The sequence below is a fragment of the Rhodomicrobium sp. R_RK_3 genome (genome assembly GCF_002198715.1).
GTDB lineage: Bacteria > Pseudomonadota > Alphaproteobacteria > Rhizobiales > Rhodomicrobiaceae > R-RK-3.
In genome coordinates this window covers 211199-229085 of record NZ_MWLK01000036.1, presented here as the reverse complement: position 1 = coordinate 229085, position 17887 = coordinate 211199, and the positions used below count along the sequence as shown (strand labels likewise).

12 protein-coding genes are annotated in these 17887 nt (G+C 65.8%); 6 read left to right on the top strand and 6 right to left on the bottom strand.

The genetic code is table 11. The features are described from left to right. Positions 1-183 precede the first annotated feature (183 nt). Entirely contained in the window at positions 184-3837 is a 3654-nt protein-coding gene (locus BLEFHOIH_RS22735) for a hydantoinase B/oxoprolinase family protein (RefSeq protein ID WP_088348325.1), read from the bottom strand. Positions 3838-4043: 206 nt separating this feature from the next. Between BLEFHOIH_RS22735 and BLEFHOIH_RS22730 the strand changes: the two genes are divergently transcribed. Together BLEFHOIH_RS22730 and BLEFHOIH_RS22725 are read left to right on the top strand one after the other, a co-directional pair. Further along, positions 4044-4475: a MarR family transcriptional regulator gene (locus BLEFHOIH_RS22730; RefSeq protein WP_088348324.1), complete on the top strand. Its 432-nt coding sequence runs from the start codon at positions 4044-4046 to the stop codon at positions 4473-4475. Beyond that, the gene (locus BLEFHOIH_RS22725) at positions 4472-5209 is read left to right on the top strand and encodes an enoyl-CoA hydratase-related protein (protein WP_088348323.1); all 738 of its coding nucleotides are present in this window, start codon (positions 4472-4474) and stop codon (positions 5207-5209) included. The genes BLEFHOIH_RS22730 and BLEFHOIH_RS22725 overlap by 4 nt, the downstream gene beginning before the upstream one ends. Positions 5210-5266: 57 nt before the next feature. On the opposite strand, the gene BLEFHOIH_RS22720 is transcribed toward BLEFHOIH_RS22725, so the two are convergent. From BLEFHOIH_RS22720 to BLEFHOIH_RS22710, 3 genes are all read right to left on the bottom strand, one after another. Then, on the bottom strand, positions 5267-6856 hold the full coding sequence (locus BLEFHOIH_RS22720) for a 2-isopropylmalate synthase (RefSeq protein ID WP_088348322.1): 1590 nt from the start codon (positions 6854-6856) through the stop codon (positions 5267-5269). A gap of 345 nt (positions 6857-7201) precedes the next feature. Further along, complete coding sequence (locus BLEFHOIH_RS22715) at positions 7202-8278, bottom strand: poly(3-hydroxybutyrate) depolymerase (RefSeq protein ID WP_245297154.1); 1077 nt, start codon at positions 8276-8278, stop codon at positions 7202-7204. A 12-nt stretch (positions 8279-8290) separates the two neighbouring features. Then, on the bottom strand, positions 8291-9952 hold the full coding sequence (locus tag BLEFHOIH_RS22710) for a tetratricopeptide repeat protein (protein WP_088348321.1): 1662 nt from the start codon (positions 9950-9952) through the stop codon (positions 8291-8293). 733 nt (positions 9953-10685) lie between these two features. Between BLEFHOIH_RS22710 and BLEFHOIH_RS22705 the strand changes: the two genes are divergently transcribed. Continuing rightward, a partial coding sequence (locus BLEFHOIH_RS22705; protein WP_210191747.1) for a glycoside hydrolase family 3 N-terminal domain-containing protein occupies positions 10686-12017 on the top strand: 1332 nt, incomplete at its 5' end. A gap of 51 nt (positions 12018-12068) precedes the next feature. On the opposite strand, the gene BLEFHOIH_RS22700 is transcribed toward BLEFHOIH_RS22705, so the two are convergent. Continuing rightward, positions 12069-12842, bottom strand: coding sequence for a ferredoxin--NADP reductase (locus BLEFHOIH_RS22700; RefSeq protein ID WP_088348319.1), 774 nt, complete (start codon positions 12840-12842; stop codon positions 12069-12071). A gap of 503 nt (positions 12843-13345) precedes the next feature. On the opposite strand from BLEFHOIH_RS22700, the gene BLEFHOIH_RS22695 reads away from it, so the two are divergent. From BLEFHOIH_RS22695 to BLEFHOIH_RS22685, 3 genes are all read left to right on the top strand, one after another. Next, positions 13346-14329 (top strand): tripartite tricarboxylate transporter substrate-binding protein, encoded by a 984-nt coding sequence (locus BLEFHOIH_RS22695; protein WP_088348481.1) that lies wholly within the window; start codon positions 13346-13348, stop codon positions 14327-14329. Between the two features lie 104 nt (positions 14330-14433). Next, a complete protein-coding gene (locus tag BLEFHOIH_RS22690; RefSeq protein ID WP_088348318.1) occupies positions 14434-14904 on the top strand; it encodes a tripartite tricarboxylate transporter TctB family protein in 471 nt (156 codons plus the stop codon). 1 nt (position 14905) lies between these two features. After that, entirely contained in the window at positions 14906-16411 is a 1506-nt protein-coding gene (locus BLEFHOIH_RS22685) for a tripartite tricarboxylate transporter permease (protein ID WP_088348317.1), read from the top strand. Between the two features lie 61 nt (positions 16412-16472). Here BLEFHOIH_RS22685 and chrA read toward each other — a convergent pair whose 3' ends face one another. Further along, positions 16473-17807, bottom strand: coding sequence for a chromate efflux transporter (chrA, locus tag BLEFHOIH_RS22680; protein WP_088348316.1), 1335 nt, complete (start codon positions 17805-17807; stop codon positions 16473-16475). Positions 17808-17887 lie beyond the last annotated feature (80 nt).

Sequence of the window (17887 nt, the reverse complement as noted above, 5' to 3'; positions counted from 1 at the left end):
GAAGTGCTAGAGACGTTGGATCGATGAATTTGTCAAGATGGAAAAGGTCGCTACAAGAAACGCGCGATGTTGGCAACTTTAGATTGCATAAGGCGATTTGAGTCAGCGGCGTTGTTTGCCATAATATTGTTAGATTGTGATACGCCGACGGGCCGGTGTCAGCCACCGGCCCTTCCGGCGCTTTCACCCGCCGGATTTCGGCCCGAAGCCGCCGCCCGTCGGCGTGATGACAGTGATGGCCTCGCCAGCTTCCAGTACGGTCTGGTCGGCGCCTTTAAGCTCCTCCATGCGGCCATCGAGACGCCGGACGATGTTGCGCCCGAGCTGGCCCGGTTCGCCGCCGGCGAGGCCGAAGGGCCGCACGCGGCGGTGGCCGGAGAGCAGCGCGCATTCCATCCGCTCGCGGAAGCGGATGGTGCGGCTGGTGCCGTTGCCGGCGTGCCAGCGGCCTTCGCCGCCGGAGTCCGCCCGGATATGAAAATCCTCCAGCACGACCGGAAAGCGCCATTCAAGGATTTCCGGGTCGGTCAGCCGGGAGTTGGTCATGTGGGTGTGGATGGCGTCGGCGCCGGAGAAACCGTCGCCTGCCGGCGCGCCGGAGCAGATGGTCTCGTAATATTGGTAGCGGTCATTGCCGAAATTGAGATTGTTCATGGTGCCCTGCGCGGCAGCGAGCGCGCCCAGCGCGCCGAACAGGCAGTTGGTCACCGCCTGCGAGACCTCGACATTGCCGGCGACGACTGCAGCAGGCCATTGCGGCGTCAGCATGGTGCCGTCGGGAATGACGATGCGGATCGGGCGCAGACAGCCGGCATTCATCGGGATCTTGTCCTCGACCATGACGCGGAAGACATAGAGCACCGCCGCGCGGGCGACCGGCTCGGGCGCGTTGAAATTGTCGTCGCGCTGGGGCGAGGTGCCAGTGAAATCGACGGTCGCCTCGCGCGCCTCGCGGTCGACCGTGATGCGCAGATTGATGACGCAGCCCTGGTCCATCTCATAGGCGAAGGCGGCTTCCGCCGGAAGGCGCTCCAAGACCTTGCGCACGCTTTCGGCCGCGTTGTCCTGCACGTGGCCCATATAAGCCTCGACCACGCCGAGCCCGAAATGCGCAACCATCCGCCGCAGTTCGGCGACGCCCTTGGCATTGGCGGCGATCTGCGCCTTCAGGTCGTTGACGTTCTGCACGACGTTGCGGACGGGATATTTGGCGCCGGTCAGCAGCGCGATCAGCTCCGCCTCGCGGAAATGGCCCTGATCGACCAGCTTGAAATTGTCGATATAGACGCCTTCCTCCTCGATGGTGGTGGCGAGCGGCGACATCGAGCCCGGCGCGATGCCGCCGACATCGGCATGGTGGCCGCGCGAGGCGACCCAGAACAGCAGCGTCTCGCCGGCATCGTCGAAGACCGGCGAGCAGACCGTGATGTCGGGCAGATGGGTGCCGCCATTATAAGGAGCGTTGATGGCGAAGACGTCGCCGGGGCGGATGACGGCGTTGTTGCGGATCACGCTTTCGACCGAGCGGTCCATCGAGCCCAGATGCACCGGCATGTGCGGCGCATTGGCGACGAGCGCGGCATTCTGGTCGAACACGGCGCAGGAGAAGTCGAGCCGCTCCTTGATGTTCACGGAATAGGCGGTGTTCTGCAGCGTCACGCCCATCTGCTCGGCGATCGACATGAAGAGATTGTTGAAGATCTCCAGCATCACCGGGTCGGCATGGGTGCCGATGGCCGTGCGGGCCGGGAGCGGCACGGCGCGGTCGAGCACGAGATGGTCGAGCGCGGTGAGCTCGGCGCGCCAGCCATGCTCGATGACGACGGTCTGGTGGTCCTCGATCAGCAAGGCGGGGCCGTTGACGATGTGACCGGGCTTGAGCTGGGCGCGGGTGTAGACGACGGCGTCGCGCCATGCGCCATCGGAGAAGAAACGGGTCGCGCGGGCTGGCTCCGGCAAGGGCGCATCGTCCGGCGCCAGCTCGGTCTCCGCGATGGTGGAGCCGCCGCCGACGGCTTCGACCGAAATCGCCTCGACGATCAGGCTTTTGCTCTCGTCGATGAAGCCGAAGCGGGCCTTGTGCGCGACCTCGAAGGCGCTTTTCATCGCCGCGACGCTCATTGCCATCGCGGCCTTGGCGAAATCCTCGCCGCCATCCGCCGAGAAAGCGGGCACGTCGAGCGTCGTGTCGGTGCCGGCATAGCGGATATGGGCGGTGACATGCGCGGTCACATGGGCGTCGGCAATGTACTGGTTGCGGATTTCCTTGCGGGTATCGTGGCCGAGCTCTGCAGCGATTGCGCCGATATCGGCCAGCGCCGCGTCATCAAGCGGAACCTCGAGCGCCTTTTGCCGCACGGCGCGGACGTCGGCGAGCCCCATGCCATAGGCGGAGAGCAGGCCGGAAAACGGATGGATCAGCACTTTCTTGATGGAGAGCGCGTCCGCCACCTGGCAGGCATGCTGGCCGCTCGCGCCGCCGAAGGCGTTGAGCACATAGCGCGTCACGTCATAACCGCGCTGCACCGAGATTTTCTTGATCGCCTCGGCCATGTTGGCGACGGCGATCTTGAGGAAGCCGTCGGCGACCTCTTCGGCCGAGCGCCCGTCGCCGATATCCTCGGCCAGTTGCTTGAATTTTTCGCGCACGATTTCGGTGTCGAGCGGCTGATCCTGGCCGGGACCGAAGATCGGCGGGAAGAAATCGGGGATCAGCTTGCCGACCATGGCATTGGCGTCGGTGACGGCGAGCGGGCCGCCCTGGCGGTAGCAGGCCGGTCCCGGATTGGCGCCCGCCGAATCCGGGCCGACGCGGAAGCGCGCGCCGTCATAATGCAGGATCGAGCCGCCGCCCGCCGCCACGGTGTGGATCAGCATCATCGGCGAGCGCATCCTGACGCCGGCGACCTCTGTTTCCAGCGTCCGCTCATAGACGCCGTCAAAATGGGCGACGTCCGTCGAGGTGCCGCCCATGTCGAAGCCGATCACCTTGTCGAAGCCGGCGGCGGCGCCGGTCCGCGCCATCGCCACCACGCCGCCCGCCGGACCCGACAGGATCGCGTCCTTGCCCTGGAACAGTTTTGCCGCCGTCAGCCCGCCCGACGACATCATGAATTTCACCCGCGCCCCCGTGCGCTCGGCCTCCAGCTCCTCCTCGACCTGGGCGACGTAGCGGCGCAGGATCGGCGAGAGATAGGCATCGACCACGGTGGTGTCGCCGCGCCCGACCAGCTTGACCAGCGGGCTGGTCTCATGGCTGACGGAGACTTGCGGGAAGGCCATGCCGCGCGCGATCTGCGCCACCGCCTCCTCGTGCTGCGGATAGCGATATGCGTGCATGAAGACGATGGCGACCGACTTGAAGCCTTCCGCCTCGATGGCGGCGAGCGCCTGCCGCGCCTCTTCCGGGTCGAGCGCCTGCTCCACGGTGCCGTCGGCCAGGATGCGCTCGCCGATTTCGACGACGCGGTCGTAAAGCTGGTCCGGCTTGACGATCATCTTGGCGAAAATATCCGCCCGCGCCTGATAGCCAATGCGCAGCGCGTCGCGAAAGCCCTTGGTGATGATGAGGGCGGTCGGCTCGCCGCGCCGCTCGAGCAGCGCGTTTGTGGCGACGGTCGTGCCCATGCGGACTTCGCCGATGCTGCCCTTGGCGATGCGCTCGCCGGGCGCGAGGCCGAGCAATTGCCGGATGCCCTGCACGGCGGCGTCGCGATAGGCACCGGGGTTTTCGGAGAGCAGCTTGGCGGAGTGCAGCGAGCCGTCGGGCGCCGATCCGATCACGTCGGTAAAGGTGCCGCCGCGATCGACCCAGAAATTCCAAAGGCGCTCTGTCATCTGCTCATCCGTCTCAATGGCGCTCGGGCTTGCCTCCCGGGGGCGGCCCCTGACCGGCGATTATAGTGCTGCGGCCTGGAGTTGCGCCGGATAATGCCACTGTTCGCCGCCCTTGATGAGGCATAAACGCGGGGTGTGTTGTCGCGGGCCTGCGTTCCATCTGTAGCGATGTATCACTTGCGATCGAATTGCGTTATGCTGGCGCCATGGTCACGCCCCCCGACAAACGGCTGTTCTGGCTCCTCTCTCTCGCCTACCGGCGGGCGACAGCGGCGGCGGATGCGGGTTTGCGCGATCTCGACATTACCGGTGCGCAGACCGGCGCACTGTTCGCCATTCCGGCCGAGGGCGCGATCAGCGTCAATGACATGGCGACGCGCCTGCGGATCGCCCAGTCGGCGGCTTCGGCCTTCGCGCAGCGGTTGGAGAAGGCCGGTTTGATTGTCCGGCAAACGACGCCAAATGATTCCCGCTATGCCATGCTGGCGCTGTCGGAGCGCGGCCGGAAGGTGCGGCGCGAGGCGGCGGCGCGGGCGCAGGCGTTCAATGCGCGGATGGCGGCGGGGCTGAGCGATGAGCAATTCGCCGTGGTGACGGGCTGGCTGCAACGATTGATCGAGATGGAGGAAACCCGATGAGCGAAGACATTCTGGTGAAGCGTGAAGACGGCGTCGTCGAGATCCGCTTCAACCGTCCGGCGAAGAAGAACGCGCTGACCAACGCCATGTACGGCATCGCTGCCGACGCGCTGGAGGCCGCCCAGAAGGACGCCGAGACCAAGGCGATACTCTTCACCGCCGAGGGCGACATGTTCACCGCCGGCAACGACCTGTCCGATTTCGCGGCCATCGCCACGGGCGGCGAGCCGCGCCACGTCGAGCGGTTCCTGCGCGCCATCGCCACGGCGGAGAAGCCGCTGATTGCGGCCGTCACCGGCAATGGCGTCGGCGTCGGCGCGACCATGCTCTTGCATTGCGACATCGTCATCATGGCGGAGGAGGCGCGGCTGAGCACGCCGTTCACCGCCCTCGGGCTGACGCCGGAGGCGGCATCCTCGCTGCTGCTGCCGGCGCGGATCGGCCATGCGCGGGCCTTCATGATGCTGGCGCTCGGCCAGCCGATGAGCGGTACGGAAGCGGCGCAAGCCGGCCTCGCGACGGAAGCCGCCCCGCGCGAAGAGGTTGAGGCGCGGGCGCGCAAGCTGGCGCGCGAGGTGTGCCTGCGCCCGGCCGAGGCGATGCGGATTACGAAGAAGCTGCTGCGCGATGTCGAGGCGATCGGCGCGCGGATGCAGGTGGAGGGCGCGCATTTCAACGACCGGCTGCGCTCGCCGGAAGCCCGCGCGGCCTTCGAGGCGTTTTTCAAGCGGTGATGATGATCTCGGATCGGGGGCGGTAGACGCCGCCCGATCCGCAGTCTGCTATCCGCCTTAAATCGCCATCATCGCGCCGGGAGCATTCTTTTCGCGGCGGGTCATCAGTTTGTTGAGCGCGCTGATATAGGCACGCGCCGAGGCGACCATCGTGTCGGTGTCGGAACCGCGCCCGGTCACCGTCTTGCCCGCCTCTTCGAGCCGGACGCTGACCTCCGCCTGCGCATCGGTGCCCTCGGTGACGGCGTGCACCTGATAGAGCTGGAGCCGCGCCTCGTGCGGGAACAGCGACTGGATGGCCTTGAAGGTGGCATCGACCGGGCCGTCGCCGGTGCGCTCGGCGGTGTGGTGCTGGCCGTCGATGTCGAGCGTGATCGTGGCGCGCTGCGGGCCGCCGGTGCCGGCGATGACGGTCAGCGACAAGACCTTGATGCGGTCATGCGCTGTGGCGACGTTCTGGTCGACGATGGCTTCCAGGTCCTCGTCGAACACATGCTTCTTCTTGTCGGCGAGGTCTTTCATGCTCTGGAAGGCGGCCTCGAAGGCGTTGTCGCCCAGCTCATAGCCCATCTCGCGCAGCTTTTCGCGCAAGGCGTGGCGGCCGGAATGCTTGCCCATCACCAGCGACGATTCTTTCAGGCCGACGCTTTCCGGCGTCATGATTTCGTAGGTCTGGGCGTTCTTCAGTACGCCGTCCTGGTGGATGCCGCTTTCATGCGCGAAGGCATTCTTGCCGACGATGGCCTTGTTGTACTGCACCGGAAACGCCGAGACGGCAGAGACCAGCTTCGAGGCGCGGGCGATATAACGGGAATCGACGCCGGTCCAATAGGGCAGCACGTCGTTGCGGGTGTTGATAGCCATCACGACTTCTTCCAGCGCGGCGTTGCCGGCCCGCTCGCCGAGGCCGTTGATGGTGCATTCGATCTGCCGGGCGCCGGCGCGCAGGCCCGCCAGCGAATTGGCGACCGCCAAGCCGAGATCATTGTGGCAATGGGTCGAGAAGATCACGCCATCGCCGCCCGGCACCTCTTCGCGCAGCATCTTGATGAGGGTATAAAATTCTTCCGGCGTCGTATAGCCGACCGTATCGGGGATGTTGATGGTGGTCGCGCCTGCCTTGATCGCGGCCTCGACGACGCGGCGCAAATATTCGGGCTCGGTGCGGGTCGCATCCATCGCCGACCATTCGACGTCATCCGTATACGAGCGGGCCCGCGTCACCGAGGCGACGACGGCCTCATAGACCTGCTCCTGGTCCATGTTGAGCTGATATTGCCGGTGCAAGGGCGAGGTGCCGATGAACGTATGGATGCGCGGGCGCTTTGCATCCTTCAACGCTTCGCCGGCCCGGTCGATGTCCTTCAGCCCGGCGCGGGCCAAGCCGCAGACGACGGCCTTCTGCACCGTCTTGCTGATCTCGGACACCGCCTGGAAATCGCCGTTCGAGGCGATCGGGAAGCCTGCCTCGATAATGTCGACGCCCATTTCGTCCAAAAGTTCGGCGACCTGGATCTTCTCTTCCAGCGTCATCGAGGCGCCGGGCGATTGCTCGCCGTCGCGCAAGGTGGTGTCGAAGATGAAGACGCGGTTATCGGCGTCGCGGTTTACGCGCGCGGCTTCGGGCTCATTCGCTTCGGTGGTCATGGCAAAATCCTTATTCGCGTCCGGCGGGTCGGTTGTGGGCCGGGACTGTTGCGCATCGTCAGCAAGCTCGAACCCCTAAGCGCCCAGCCGCAGCCAGACGGCGCTCAGGGGCGAATAAGGAGCAGGAGCGCAAGCGAATTGCGGGCGGCGGACGCGGGCAAGCGAATGGCGCGGGCAGCGAAAGCGCCCGTTCCGGTCTCGTCATGCCTGTTGCGATCGTTGGTCACTGCCGCCATCGACTGAAGTGTCGCCGAGATAAGTTAATCCCTTGTAACGGATCACCGGGCGGGCGCGCAAGTCTCATTGCCGCGATGGCTGGTCAAAACGCCGCGGTCGGCCGGGCGCTTACGGCGAAGGCGCCTCGGTCAGGCGCTCCAGCATTCGGCGGACGCCGCGCATTTGCGGTGCCTGACGTTCCAGGAATTCGCGGCCGGTAAAGCCCCACCAATCCCAGCAGCCATTGGGATTGAGAGGGCCGGGCTTCACCTGGGGGAACAGCAGAATGATGCGGTTGGTCTCCGCCCAACGCGCATAGCCGGAACCCTTGACGAACTGCTCGCCGATGGCGGCGAGGCCCTGCTTGCAGCCGTGGAAGACGATATGCACCGCGCAGCCGCCCTGCGTTCGGCATTCGGCGGGGATGTAGACGAGGCCCTCATCGTCGAAATCGGCATCTGGCAGCCGGTCGAGGAAGGGGCGCTGCTCGAAGCGCTGGAAATGGGCCTCGACGGCCTCGCCCGCCGGCTTGAGCGGCCCCATCAGCCGCTCGAGGATGGCGCCGGCCTGATCGTAGTCGCAATCATTGATGAAGGGCGTGCCCGTCGTGCCGCAGGCAAGCCCTTGCGACTCGGTCAGAAACGCGTGCGCAGCCTTGTCATGGATGACGAAATCGGTGTTGGCCGCCTGGATGCCGGCGCGGCGGTAAAACTCGGCTGCCGCCTCGACGACGCCGGATTCGATGGTGTCGTCCTTGCGGCTGGAAAACAGATAGAGCTTGTCCTGCGCAAGGCTCTTGAGGGGATCGATACGGCCTTCCTCCTCCAGGCGCTTGGCGCGGGCGAGCAGGTCCTTCGGGTCCGGCACGGTGGAGAAGAACCAGCCGTCCTCCATGCATTTATTTTCGGCGCGGGCGAGGTTCCAGCTCAGCACCACCAACCAGAACGGGTTGAGTTCCGTGCCCGGCGTGTCGGCGCAGCCATAGGGACCGCCCGCCACCAGCCCGGCGCCGATGACGATTTGCGAATAGGCGACCTGGAACTGCCCGGCCATATAGGCGCCGGACGACAATCCCGACACCGAAGTGCGCATCAGGTCGGCGCTGACGCCCGGCAAGGGCTCGGCCAGGGACGGCCTCAGAGATAGGAGCGAGAAAACGAAAAGGGCCGCGGCCCGGAAGGTGCCGCGACGGGCAGGCGCAGCCATGGCAGCCTCTTGCTATCTGAACAGCCAGTCGAACAGACCACGCGACCGATGTCCGCCGCCTCCGCCGCCCCCCCGGCTGTCCTCATACCAGGGGCGGTCCTGGGCAACGGGTACAGGTTTCGGCTTCGGGGCCGGGCGCAGCTCATGCGCGCTGATGACGCCTTCGGCATCGGTGACGACGACACCGGTCGGCGACCAGTCCCATTTCGCCTTGGCCTCGCCCGCGATATGCGGCTCGATCGAGACGACCATATTCTTGCGCAGATCGACGATGGCCACAAGTTCGTGCCGTCCCGCATCCGAGGACGAGGCCGGCAGCGACCCGCCCGCGTAACGGAGCAGGCCGAAGCCGCGCAAGCCCTCGGAGAGTGCGGTCCAGTCGAGGATCTCGGGCTGGCCGGGGCCGTGCATTTCGAGCAGCACCTTGAGCTGCGGATAGGCCGGGTTCAAAGCCACAAAGCGGCCCTTGGATGGGCTGACGATCTCCCAGCCCTTGACGATGTCGCCGAGCGGCTTGGCGGTTTTCTCATCGCTCCCGGTCAGCTTCTTCAGCGGCTCGGCGACGCCTTCGAGGAAGGGATCGAATTCGGCGGCCTGCTTATAGGCGGCTATGGCGCCTTGCGGGTCGGCCTTGGCCTCGGCCATCTCGCCGCGCAGCTTGTAGACCTCGGCGTAATTCGGCTTCAGCCCCAAGGCGGTGACCAGATCGGCCTCGGCGCGGTCGGCATTGCCGGAGCGGAACAGCGCGTCGGCGCGGCGGTAATAGGCTTCGGCCAGTTTCGGGTCGAGATTGATGGCCTGGTCGAAATCGGCGATGGCGAGGTCCGGCCGCTTCAGCTCGGCATGCGCCGCGCCCCGCCCAGCGAAGGCCTGCGCGTTCTGCGGATCGAGTTCGATGGCCTTGGAGAAATCCTTGATCGCCGGTTGGATCTTCTTCTGCTGCAGATGCACTTGGCCGCGCCCGACATAAAGCTCGGGGTCTTCCGGGGCGAGCGTGATCAGCCGCTCATAATCGGCGAGCGCATCCTCGTCGCGCTGCAAATGCTGCAGGATCAGCGCGCGGTTGCGATAGGCGGCGGTATATTTGCCGTTCAGCGAAATGGCGCGGGTGATGAAGCGCAGGCCCGCATAGGGCTGGCCGAGCATTTCCTGCGCCTGGGCGCGGCCATTATAAGGCACGGCATTGGTCGGCATCAGCTCGATGGCGCGGCGGTAATCGGCCAGCGCCTCTTCATGGCGGCCGAGCTGGAAACGGGCATTGCCGCGATTGTTGTAGGCGGCGCCATAGGCCGGGGCCAGCGCGATCGCCCGGTCGAGATCGGCGATGGCTTCGGAATAGCGGGCCATGTCGTTATAGACGTTGGCGCGGTTGTTGTAGGTCGCCGCCGAGCCGTTATAGAGCTCGATCGATTTGTTGAAATCCGCCAGCGCCGGCTCGTGGCGCCCCAGCCGCCAATTGGCGACGCCGCGGTCATTATAAATGCCGGCGAGGCGGGCGCTCGGCAGGTCCGGTTCCTTCAGCGCCTGGTCGTAGGAGGTGATGGCCTGGTCGAAATTGCCCCGCATCAGGGCCGCCGCGCCTTCTTGCAGCCGCAGCAGAGCGGTATCCGTCGCGGCGAGCGAGGGTTGCACCATTGCAACGATGAGGCCGGCCAAGAGAATACGGGGATGCATCGATATATTTCCCTACATGCGCTGTGCGAGGCTATCGTCTATAGTGCTAAAATTCCGTGGCCAAAATACACAATCCGCCGCGCACATTTTCGGCACGATGGGAAAAGACACAGCTTCCGGAAAAAAAGCGGGCAGAACCAATGATGCCCGGCGGTGAATGTTTGCGGCAAAAAAATCACGGCCGATAACGGAGCGTGCGCTAAGAATAGGTCATAGTCAAATGGCCTTGGGCGCGGGGGCGAGACAGGTGGGGGGCATTTTGGCTGCCAGGCCAGGTTGGAGGGCGGACGTTTTGAGATCGACACTCTATGCCGTCACGCTCGTTGTAAGCGTCGCGTTCGGGGCCTCGGGGGCATCCGCGCAGTCCGCGTCATCGGAATACACCAATATCGGCGGCGATCTGAAATGGCCTGAGGTGCATGCCATCGAGGAGCCCGCCCAGCCGCAGGGCAATGCCACGGCGCGCCCCCGGCGCGAGCCGTCGGCGTCGACATCGGCGGCCCAATCCTCCAACTCGTCACAGAGTCCACAGACGACCGGCGCCACCGGCTCCGGCCAGCGCCAGGCCGCCGGTCAGGACGATTCGAGCCGGTCGCGTCGTGACGATAAGCGCAATGCGTCCCGCGACGAGCCGGAGAAGGACAAGGTACCGCCTGTACCGATGCGGGCCGTGCGCGCTCCGGTCGGTCCTGCCGCGCCCGCCGCTCAGGCCGCCGCCGCAACGCCGCCCGCNCCCGCGCCCGTCCGCGACGCCGCGCACGCGATGCCGCCGGCAACGCCCGTAGCGCTACGCGAGGCGGCGCCCGTGGCCGTGCCGACGCCGCCGCGCGAAGCCGCGCCCGCACCCGCTCAGACCGTACCCGTCGCCGCCACATTGCCGCCGCCCGCGCCCGCCGTGGCTCCGGTGGAGCCCGCGCCGGTTATGCTTAGCATGGCGGTTCCCGAGGCATCGCCGCCGCCCACGCCGGAACAGAAGCCGGACCCGCTGATCGCCAAATTCGCCGGACAGATGCTGATCGTCGGCTTCGACGGCACCGCGCCGGACGAGGCGGCGACAAAGCAGATCGTTGCCCAGATCGAGTCCGGCCGAATCGGCGGCGTGGTCATCGCGCCGCGCAATGTCGTCTCGCCCGGACAGTTGACGAAATTGATGAACGCCCTGCGCCGCACCAAGGCCGCGACCGTGCCCTTCCTCGCCGTCGAGCAGGAGGGCGGCGTCGCCCAGGCCATGGCGGCCGACCACGGCTTCCGCAGCTACCCCTCCGCCAGCGATCTCGGCGAGACCAACGATCCGCTCATCGCCTATAGCGTCTACCAGACGATGGCCTCCGAGCTGGGCGGCTACGGTTTCAACCTCAATCTCGGGCCGGTAGTCGATCTGCGCCAGAACGAGGCCAACCCGGCCATCGCCGTCAAGCGGCGCAGCTATGGCGCGCAGCCCAAGCATGTGGCGGCTTTCGCCAAAGCCTTCCGCATCGCGCATCACGATATCGGGCTGCTGACCGCGCTGAAACATTTCCCCGGCTTCGGCAGCGCCGACCGCGACGCCCAGGACGCGCCCGCCGACATCGAGGCGCATTGGTCGGCGGCCGAATTGGAGCCTTACCGCGAGCTGGTCGCCAGCGAGAGCGCCGACATGGTGATGATGGGGCATCTCACCCATTCCGGCTTTTCCGATGAGCCGGGCCTGCCCGCATCGCTGTCCGAGAAGGCGGTCAAGCGGCTGCGCACGGAGATCGGCTTCGACGGTGTCGTGCTCAGCGACGACCTGGAACTGGCCGCCATCACCGCTCGCTATCCGCTGGAGGACCGCGTGCTCCGGGCGATCAAGGCGGGCAACGACGTGCTGCTGATCGGCCAGCGCAATGCCGCCGGCGCGGACCTGCCAGACAGGATCGCCGCGATCATCGCGCGCGCCGTCGCGAGCGGGGCGATCAGCCGCGACAAGTTGCAGGCCTCCTACGACCGGATCATCGCCCTGAAGCAGAAGCTGAGCCCGGCCGCGCAGGCCCTCGCCGCCGCTAAGAGAGGCGGCAACGACACCGCGCCCGGGCCGGCGCAATAGATGCGCATGGTGGGGTTCTGCCGATGACTCCGGCGCTGCGAGGCCCCGGCCTCAGCGCTCGACGAAGGCTTTCTCGACGACGAACTCGGCGGGCTTGCCGCTCGAGCCTTCGGTGAAGCCGCGCTCCCCGAGCAGCGCGCGCATATCGTCCAGCATTTGCGGGCTGCCGCAGAGCATGACCCGGTCCTCGGCGACATCGAGGCCCGGCAGACCGATATCCGTGAACAATTGCCCAGACGCCACCAGATCCGTCACCCGGCCGCGATTGTGGAAGGGCTCGCGTGTGACGGTCGGGTAATAGACGAGGTTGTCGCGGATCAACTCGCCAAGGAATTCATCGTTCGGCAGCGCTTGCGTGATGGTCTCGCCATAGGCCAACTCGGCGACCTGGCGGCAGCCATGCACCAGCACCACCTTGCCGAATTTCTCAAATGTGTCGGGATCGCGGATGATGCTCATGAAGGGGGCGAGGCCGGTGCCGGTGCTGAACAGATAGAGCGTGCGGCCGGGCGTCAGATTGTCGAGGATCAGCGTGCCGACCGGCTTCTTGCTTACGAGGATGCGGTCGCCTTCGCGGATGTGCTGAAGCCGCGAGGTCAGCGGGCCGTCCGGCACCTTGATGCTGAAGAATTCCAGCTTCTCGTCGTAATTGGTGCTGACCATGGAATAGGCGCGCGTCAGCGGCTTGCCGTCGACTTCGAGCCCCATCATGGTGAACTGGCCATTGGCGAAGCGGAAGGAGGGGCTGCGGGTGGCGGTGAAGCTGAACAGGCTGTCAGTCCAGTGGCGAACCGAGAGAACGGTTTCCTGCGTGAAATTGCTCATATGTCTGTCCGTCGCATCCTGTCCATAAATCGCAAGCACGCTTAGCGTGCCTGCCCACAAAAATCAAACCCGCAGGCGCCCAGCACGCCAGCCATGCAAAAACCTGGCCACCGGGGCCCCGGTTCCCTCGATGCGACGGGTCGCGCGCGCCCGCGGCGGCAGCGTCGCCCGACCGGCATTGCGACCTCCCCGGCTGACGGATTTCCGTACACGCCCGATAGTCTGCACGCTCTCTAGCCTCGAGCCAGAAACATGCGGCGCGCGGCCGCTACCCAGCTCCGGCGCGAAAGCATTTTCTCCGAGCGCGCAAAAACATTCCCTAAGCGGTTCCAAGGACTAACCATAATCCGCTGACGGAATGTCACATCTTGCGACTAAAGGCTTAAGCTTTGGGCCAATAGCCGCGAATCAGCTTGGCGCGTCTAGTTCTCTATTGACAACGACACCCCGGAATTGGACGTTACCGGCCCGGATTGCCTGCTGATAATGAGATGGAGGAGTTCATGATCTTCAAGCTTGCCCGACGCGCAGCCACAGTCGCCGGCCTCGTCGCCGCGACCACGGCCGCAGCGTGGGCGCAGACCTATCCCACCCGCCCCATAACCGTCGTCGTGCCGTTCTCGGCAGGCGGTCCGACCGATACCGTGACGCGTCTCGTCGCGGAAGTGATGAGCAAGGAACTCGGCCAGCAAGTCGTGGTCGAAAATGTCGGCGGCGCCGGTGGCACGCTCGGTGCGGCGCGCGTGGCCAAGGCCGCGCCCGACGGCTACACCATCCTGCTGCACCACATCGGCATGGCCACCAGCGCGACCCTGTATCGCAAGCTGCCCTATGACACGCTGAACGCGTTCGAATATGTCGGCCTCGTCACGGAAGTGCCGATGACGCTGGTTGGCCGCGCCAATCTCGAAGCCACCGATCTGAAGAGCCTCATCGACTATGTGAAGGCGAACAAGGAGAAGGTGACCTACGCCAATGCCGGCATCGGCGCCGCGTCGCATCTTTGCGGCATGCTGTTCCAGAGCGCCGTCGAAACGCAGGTGACGACCGTCCCCTATAAGGGCACCGGCCCCGCCATGACCGACCTGCTCGGCGGCCAGGTCGACATCATGTGCGACCAGACCACCAACACCACCAACCAGATCAAGGGCGGCAAGATCAAGGCTTACGCCACGACCAGCCCGGCGCGCCTCGCCGCTCTGCCGGACGTGCCGACGGCTGCCGAAGCCGGCCTGAAGGGGTTTGAAGTCGGCATCTGGCACGGCGTCTATGCGCCGAAGGGCACGCCGAAGGACATCCTCGACAAGCTGACCGCCGCGCTGCAGAAGGCGCTGGCGGACGAAAACGTCAAGGCTCGCTTCGCCGAACTCGGCACCGTGCCCTCGACCGCCGAAGAGGCGACTGGCCCCGCGCTGAAGACAAAGCTGGAATCCGAGATCACCCGCTGGGAGCCGGTGATCAAAGCGGCCGGCGTCTACGCCGACTGACTCCGACGAAGAAACTGGAGAGAGGCGGCATCGAGCCGCCTCTTTCGCAATCCCACCGCCGGTGAGGCCGACCGGGACCGTTCCCTCCCCTTAGAGCCAATGCAATGAAATTCAACACCAAGGACGCTGCGGCCGGAGCATTGTTCATCTTGCTCGGCCTTGCATTCGGGCTGCATAACTATCTGGCGCTCGATATTGGGACCAACACCAAGATGGGACCCGGCTACTTCCCGCTGGTTCTCGCCTGCGCGCTGGTTATTCTGGGTATCGCCATCCTGTTCCACGCGATCTCCACCGAAGACGAGCCCTGGGGGCCGGTGCCGTGGCGCGGCATGTTCTTCATCCTGCTGGGGCCGATCGTTTTCGGCGCGACCATCCAGGGCCTCGGGCTGGTGCCGGCGCTGGCCATCATCTGCTTCATCACCTCATTCGCCAGCTATCGGATGTCGTTGCCATTGGCGATCGTCCTGACCGCCGGCCTGGTGTTTTTTTGCGTCGCGATCTTCTCCTGGGGCCTCGGTACGCCGATCCAGCTTTTCGGCCCTTGGATGAACGTCGTCGGGCTGGGGAATTAGCATGGATCTCATCCACAATCTCAGCATTGGAATGGCCACGGCGCTGCAGCCGGGCAATCTGTTCTACTGCTTCATCGGTACGCTGCTCGGCACACTGATCGGCGTCCTGCCCGGCCTGGGGCCGACCGCCACCATCGCCATGCTGCTGCCGATCACCTACAGTCTGGAGCCGGTCTCCTCGCTGATCATGCTGGCCGGCATCTATTACGGCGCCCAATATGGCGGATCGACCACGGCGGTTCTCATCAACCTGCCGGGCGAGTCCTCCTCGGCCGTGACCACCATCGACGGCTATCAGATGGCACGCCAGGGCCGTGCCGGTCCCGCGCTCGCCACGGCCGCCATCGGCTCCTTCGTCGCTGGAACCTTCGCCACCTTCGTCATCGCCGCCGCCGCGCCGCCGCTCACCGTCATCGCGCTGAAATTCGGCTCACCCGAATATTTCTCGCTGATGGTGCTGGCGCTGATTACCTCGGTCGCCCTGGCGCATGGCTCGATCCTGAAGGCGCTGGCCATGATCGTGATCGGGCTGCTGCTCGGTCTCGTCGGCACCGACATCTATACCGGCGCGCCGCGCATGACGATGGGCTACCTGGAATTGGCCGACGGCATCAATTTCGTCGCCGTCGCCGTGGGCGTCTTCGGCATAGCGGAGATCCTGCGTAATCTGGAAACCGAGCGGACGCGCGAAGTCGTCACCACCGTCGTCACCAACCTGATGCCGACGCGCGAGGACCTGAAGGCCATGGCGGCGCCGATCGTGCGCGGCACGCTGCTCGGGTCGGCGCTCGGCATTCTGCCGGGCGGCGGCGCCGTGCTCGCCTCCTTCGCCGCCTATACGCTGGAGAAGAAGGTCTCCAGCACGCCGGAGCGTTTCGGCCATGGTGCCATCGAAGGCGTCGCCGGACCGGAAAGCGCCAACAATGCGGCCGCCCAGACTTCGTTCATCCCGATGCTGACGCTCGGCATTCCGGCCAACCCGGTGATGGCGCTGATGATCGGCGCCTTCATCATCCAGGGCATCGTGCCGGGTCCGAACGTCGCGGCGGAGCGGCCGGAGCTGTTCTGGGGCATCATCGCCTCGATGTGGCTCGGCAATCTGATGCTGGTGGTGCTCAACCTGCCGCTGGTCGGGCTGTGGGTGCGGGTGCTGCGCGTGCCGTATTACCTGATGTTCCCGGCGATCATGGCCTTCTCGGCCATCGGCGTATACAGCATCAACACCAACATCTTCGACATGTACTCGGTCGCCATCTTCGGCGGCATCGGCTACCTGTTCTACAGGCTCGGCTGCGAGCCGGCGCCGCTGCTGCTGGGCTTCGTGCTCGGGCCGATGCTGGAGGAACATCTTCGCCGCGCCATGATCATTTCGCGCGGCGACCCGATGATCTTCCTCAACCGGCCGATCAGCCTGACGCTGCTGCTCTTGTCGGTCGCGGCGCTGGTCGTGGTGTTCCTGCCGTCGGTGGCGAAGAAGCGCGAACAGGTCTTCGTCGAGGACGATTGATCGGCCTCGCTCGGAGCGGGCCGAGGAAAGCGGGAACCGGTGTCCCGCTTATCAGCCCGCTCTAAAAGCCGCCGGCGCGGAGGGCGACACCGAGCGCCGCCACGACGGCGAGCACGGCTGGAATGCCCCAATGCAGGCGAAGCAGCAAAACGCTGCTCACCGAGGCGAGCGCGACGACGCGCCAATCCAGACTGGCGAGGTCCGGCGTCCATAAATGCAGGATGCCGGCCTCGGTCAGCCGGACCTCGCGGAAAAACACATGCAGCCCAAACCAGAGCGCGAGATTGGCGATGACGCCGACCACAGCCGCCGTGATCGCGGCCAGCGCCCCGCGCAGACGCGGCTGGGCGTTGATCCAATCGACATAGGGCGCGCCGGCGAAAATCCACAGGAAGCAAGGCACGAAGGTCGCCCACAGCGCAACGGCCGCGCCGAGCAGGCCCATCGCCCAGGCCGCCTCGCCGCCCGCCCGCCACATGGCGAGAAAGCCGACGAATTCGGTCACCAAGATCAGCGGGCCGGGCGTCGTCTCGGCAAGGCCGAGGCCGTCCAGCATCTGCCCGGCCTCGAGCCAGCCATGCCGCACCACGACATCCTGGCCCATATAGGCAAGCACCGCGTAGGCGCCGCCGAAAGTCACCACCGCGAGCTTTGAGAAGAACCAGGCCAGTTGCGAGACCATGTGCTCCCGCCCGAAAACGGCGGTGAGCGCGAAGAGCGGCGCGAGCCACACCGTCAGCCCGACGAGGATGGTGCGGAGAGTGCGGCGGAGGTTGGCCGGGCCGGGCGAAGCAATATCCAGAGTGGCCGGTCCGGCGGGGGCGCGGAGGAAGCCGAACAGCGCCGCCGCCGCGACGATCAGCGGAAAGGGCAGCGCCAGGAAGAAGATCGCCACGAAGGAGAGCGCCGCGATGGCCCAATGCGCGGAGCCGGTCAGCGCGCGTCGCGCGATCCGCAGCAGCGCTTCGATGACGATCACCAGCACCGCCGCCTTGATGCCGAAAAACACCGCCTCGACCAGCGGCACCTGTCCGAACACCGCGTAGATCATCGACAAAGCGAGCACGACGAGCGCGCCCGGAGCGACGAATAAGAGCCCCGCCGCGAGGCCTCCGGCCAGACCGTGCAGCCGCCAGCCCATATAGGTCGCAAGCTGCATCGCCTCCGGCCCCGGCAGCAACATGCAGAAGCTGAGTGCATTGAGAAAGAGCGGCTCGCTCAGCCATTTCTTCTCGTCCACGACGACGCGGTGCATCAGGGCGATCTGCGCCGTGGGGCCGCCGAAGGAGAGCAGGCCGACCTTGGCCCAGGTGGCGAGCGCCTGGCCGAATGGAGGTTGGGGCCGCGGCGATGCTGCCGTGACGTCCGAGAGCACGGTTTCCGTGGAGACAGGCATGCGCGTCCATCCTTGCCGCATGGAGGGGCGCGATCACAGCGCGAGCCCTGGGGTGACGATGCAAGGAGACGCACAGCGAG

Bases quoted from the DNA above. Each gene is read 5' to 3' on its own strand.
- BLEFHOIH_RS22735 (WP_088348325.1), bottom strand. From the start codon at position 3,837: ATGACAGAGCGCCTTTGGAATTTCTGGGTCGATCGCGGCGGCACCTTT.
- BLEFHOIH_RS22730 (WP_088348324.1), top strand. From the start codon at position 4,044: ATGGTCACGCCCCCCGACAAACGGCTGTTCTGGCTCCTCTCTCTCGCC.
- BLEFHOIH_RS22725 (WP_088348323.1), top strand. From the start codon at position 4,472: ATGAGCGAAGACATTCTGGTGAAGCGTGAAGACGGCGTCGTCGAGATC.
- BLEFHOIH_RS22720 (WP_088348322.1), bottom strand. From the start codon at position 6,856: ATGACCACCGAAGCGAATGAGCCCGAAGCCGCGCGCGTAAACCGCGAC.
- BLEFHOIH_RS22715 (WP_245297154.1), bottom strand. From the start codon at position 8,278: ATGGCTGCGCCTGCCCGTCGCGGCACCTTCCGGGCCGCGGCCCTTTTC.
- BLEFHOIH_RS22710 (WP_088348321.1), bottom strand. From the start codon at position 9,952: ATGCATCCCCGTATTCTCTTGGCCGGCCTCATCGTTGCAATGGTGCAA.
- BLEFHOIH_RS22700 (WP_088348319.1), bottom strand. From the start codon at position 12,842: ATGAGCAATTTCACGCAGGAAACCGTTCTCTCGGTTCGCCACTGGACT.
- BLEFHOIH_RS22695 (WP_088348481.1), top strand. From the start codon at position 13,346: ATGATCTTCAAGCTTGCCCGACGCGCAGCCACAGTCGCCGGCCTCGTC.
- BLEFHOIH_RS22690 (WP_088348318.1), top strand. From the start codon at position 14,434: ATGAAATTCAACACCAAGGACGCTGCGGCCGGAGCATTGTTCATCTTG.
- BLEFHOIH_RS22685 (WP_088348317.1), top strand. From the start codon at position 14,906: ATGGATCTCATCCACAATCTCAGCATTGGAATGGCCACGGCGCTGCAG.
- chrA (WP_088348316.1), bottom strand. From the start codon at position 17,807: ATGCCTGTCTCCACGGAAACCGTGCTCTCGGACGTCACGGCAGCATCG.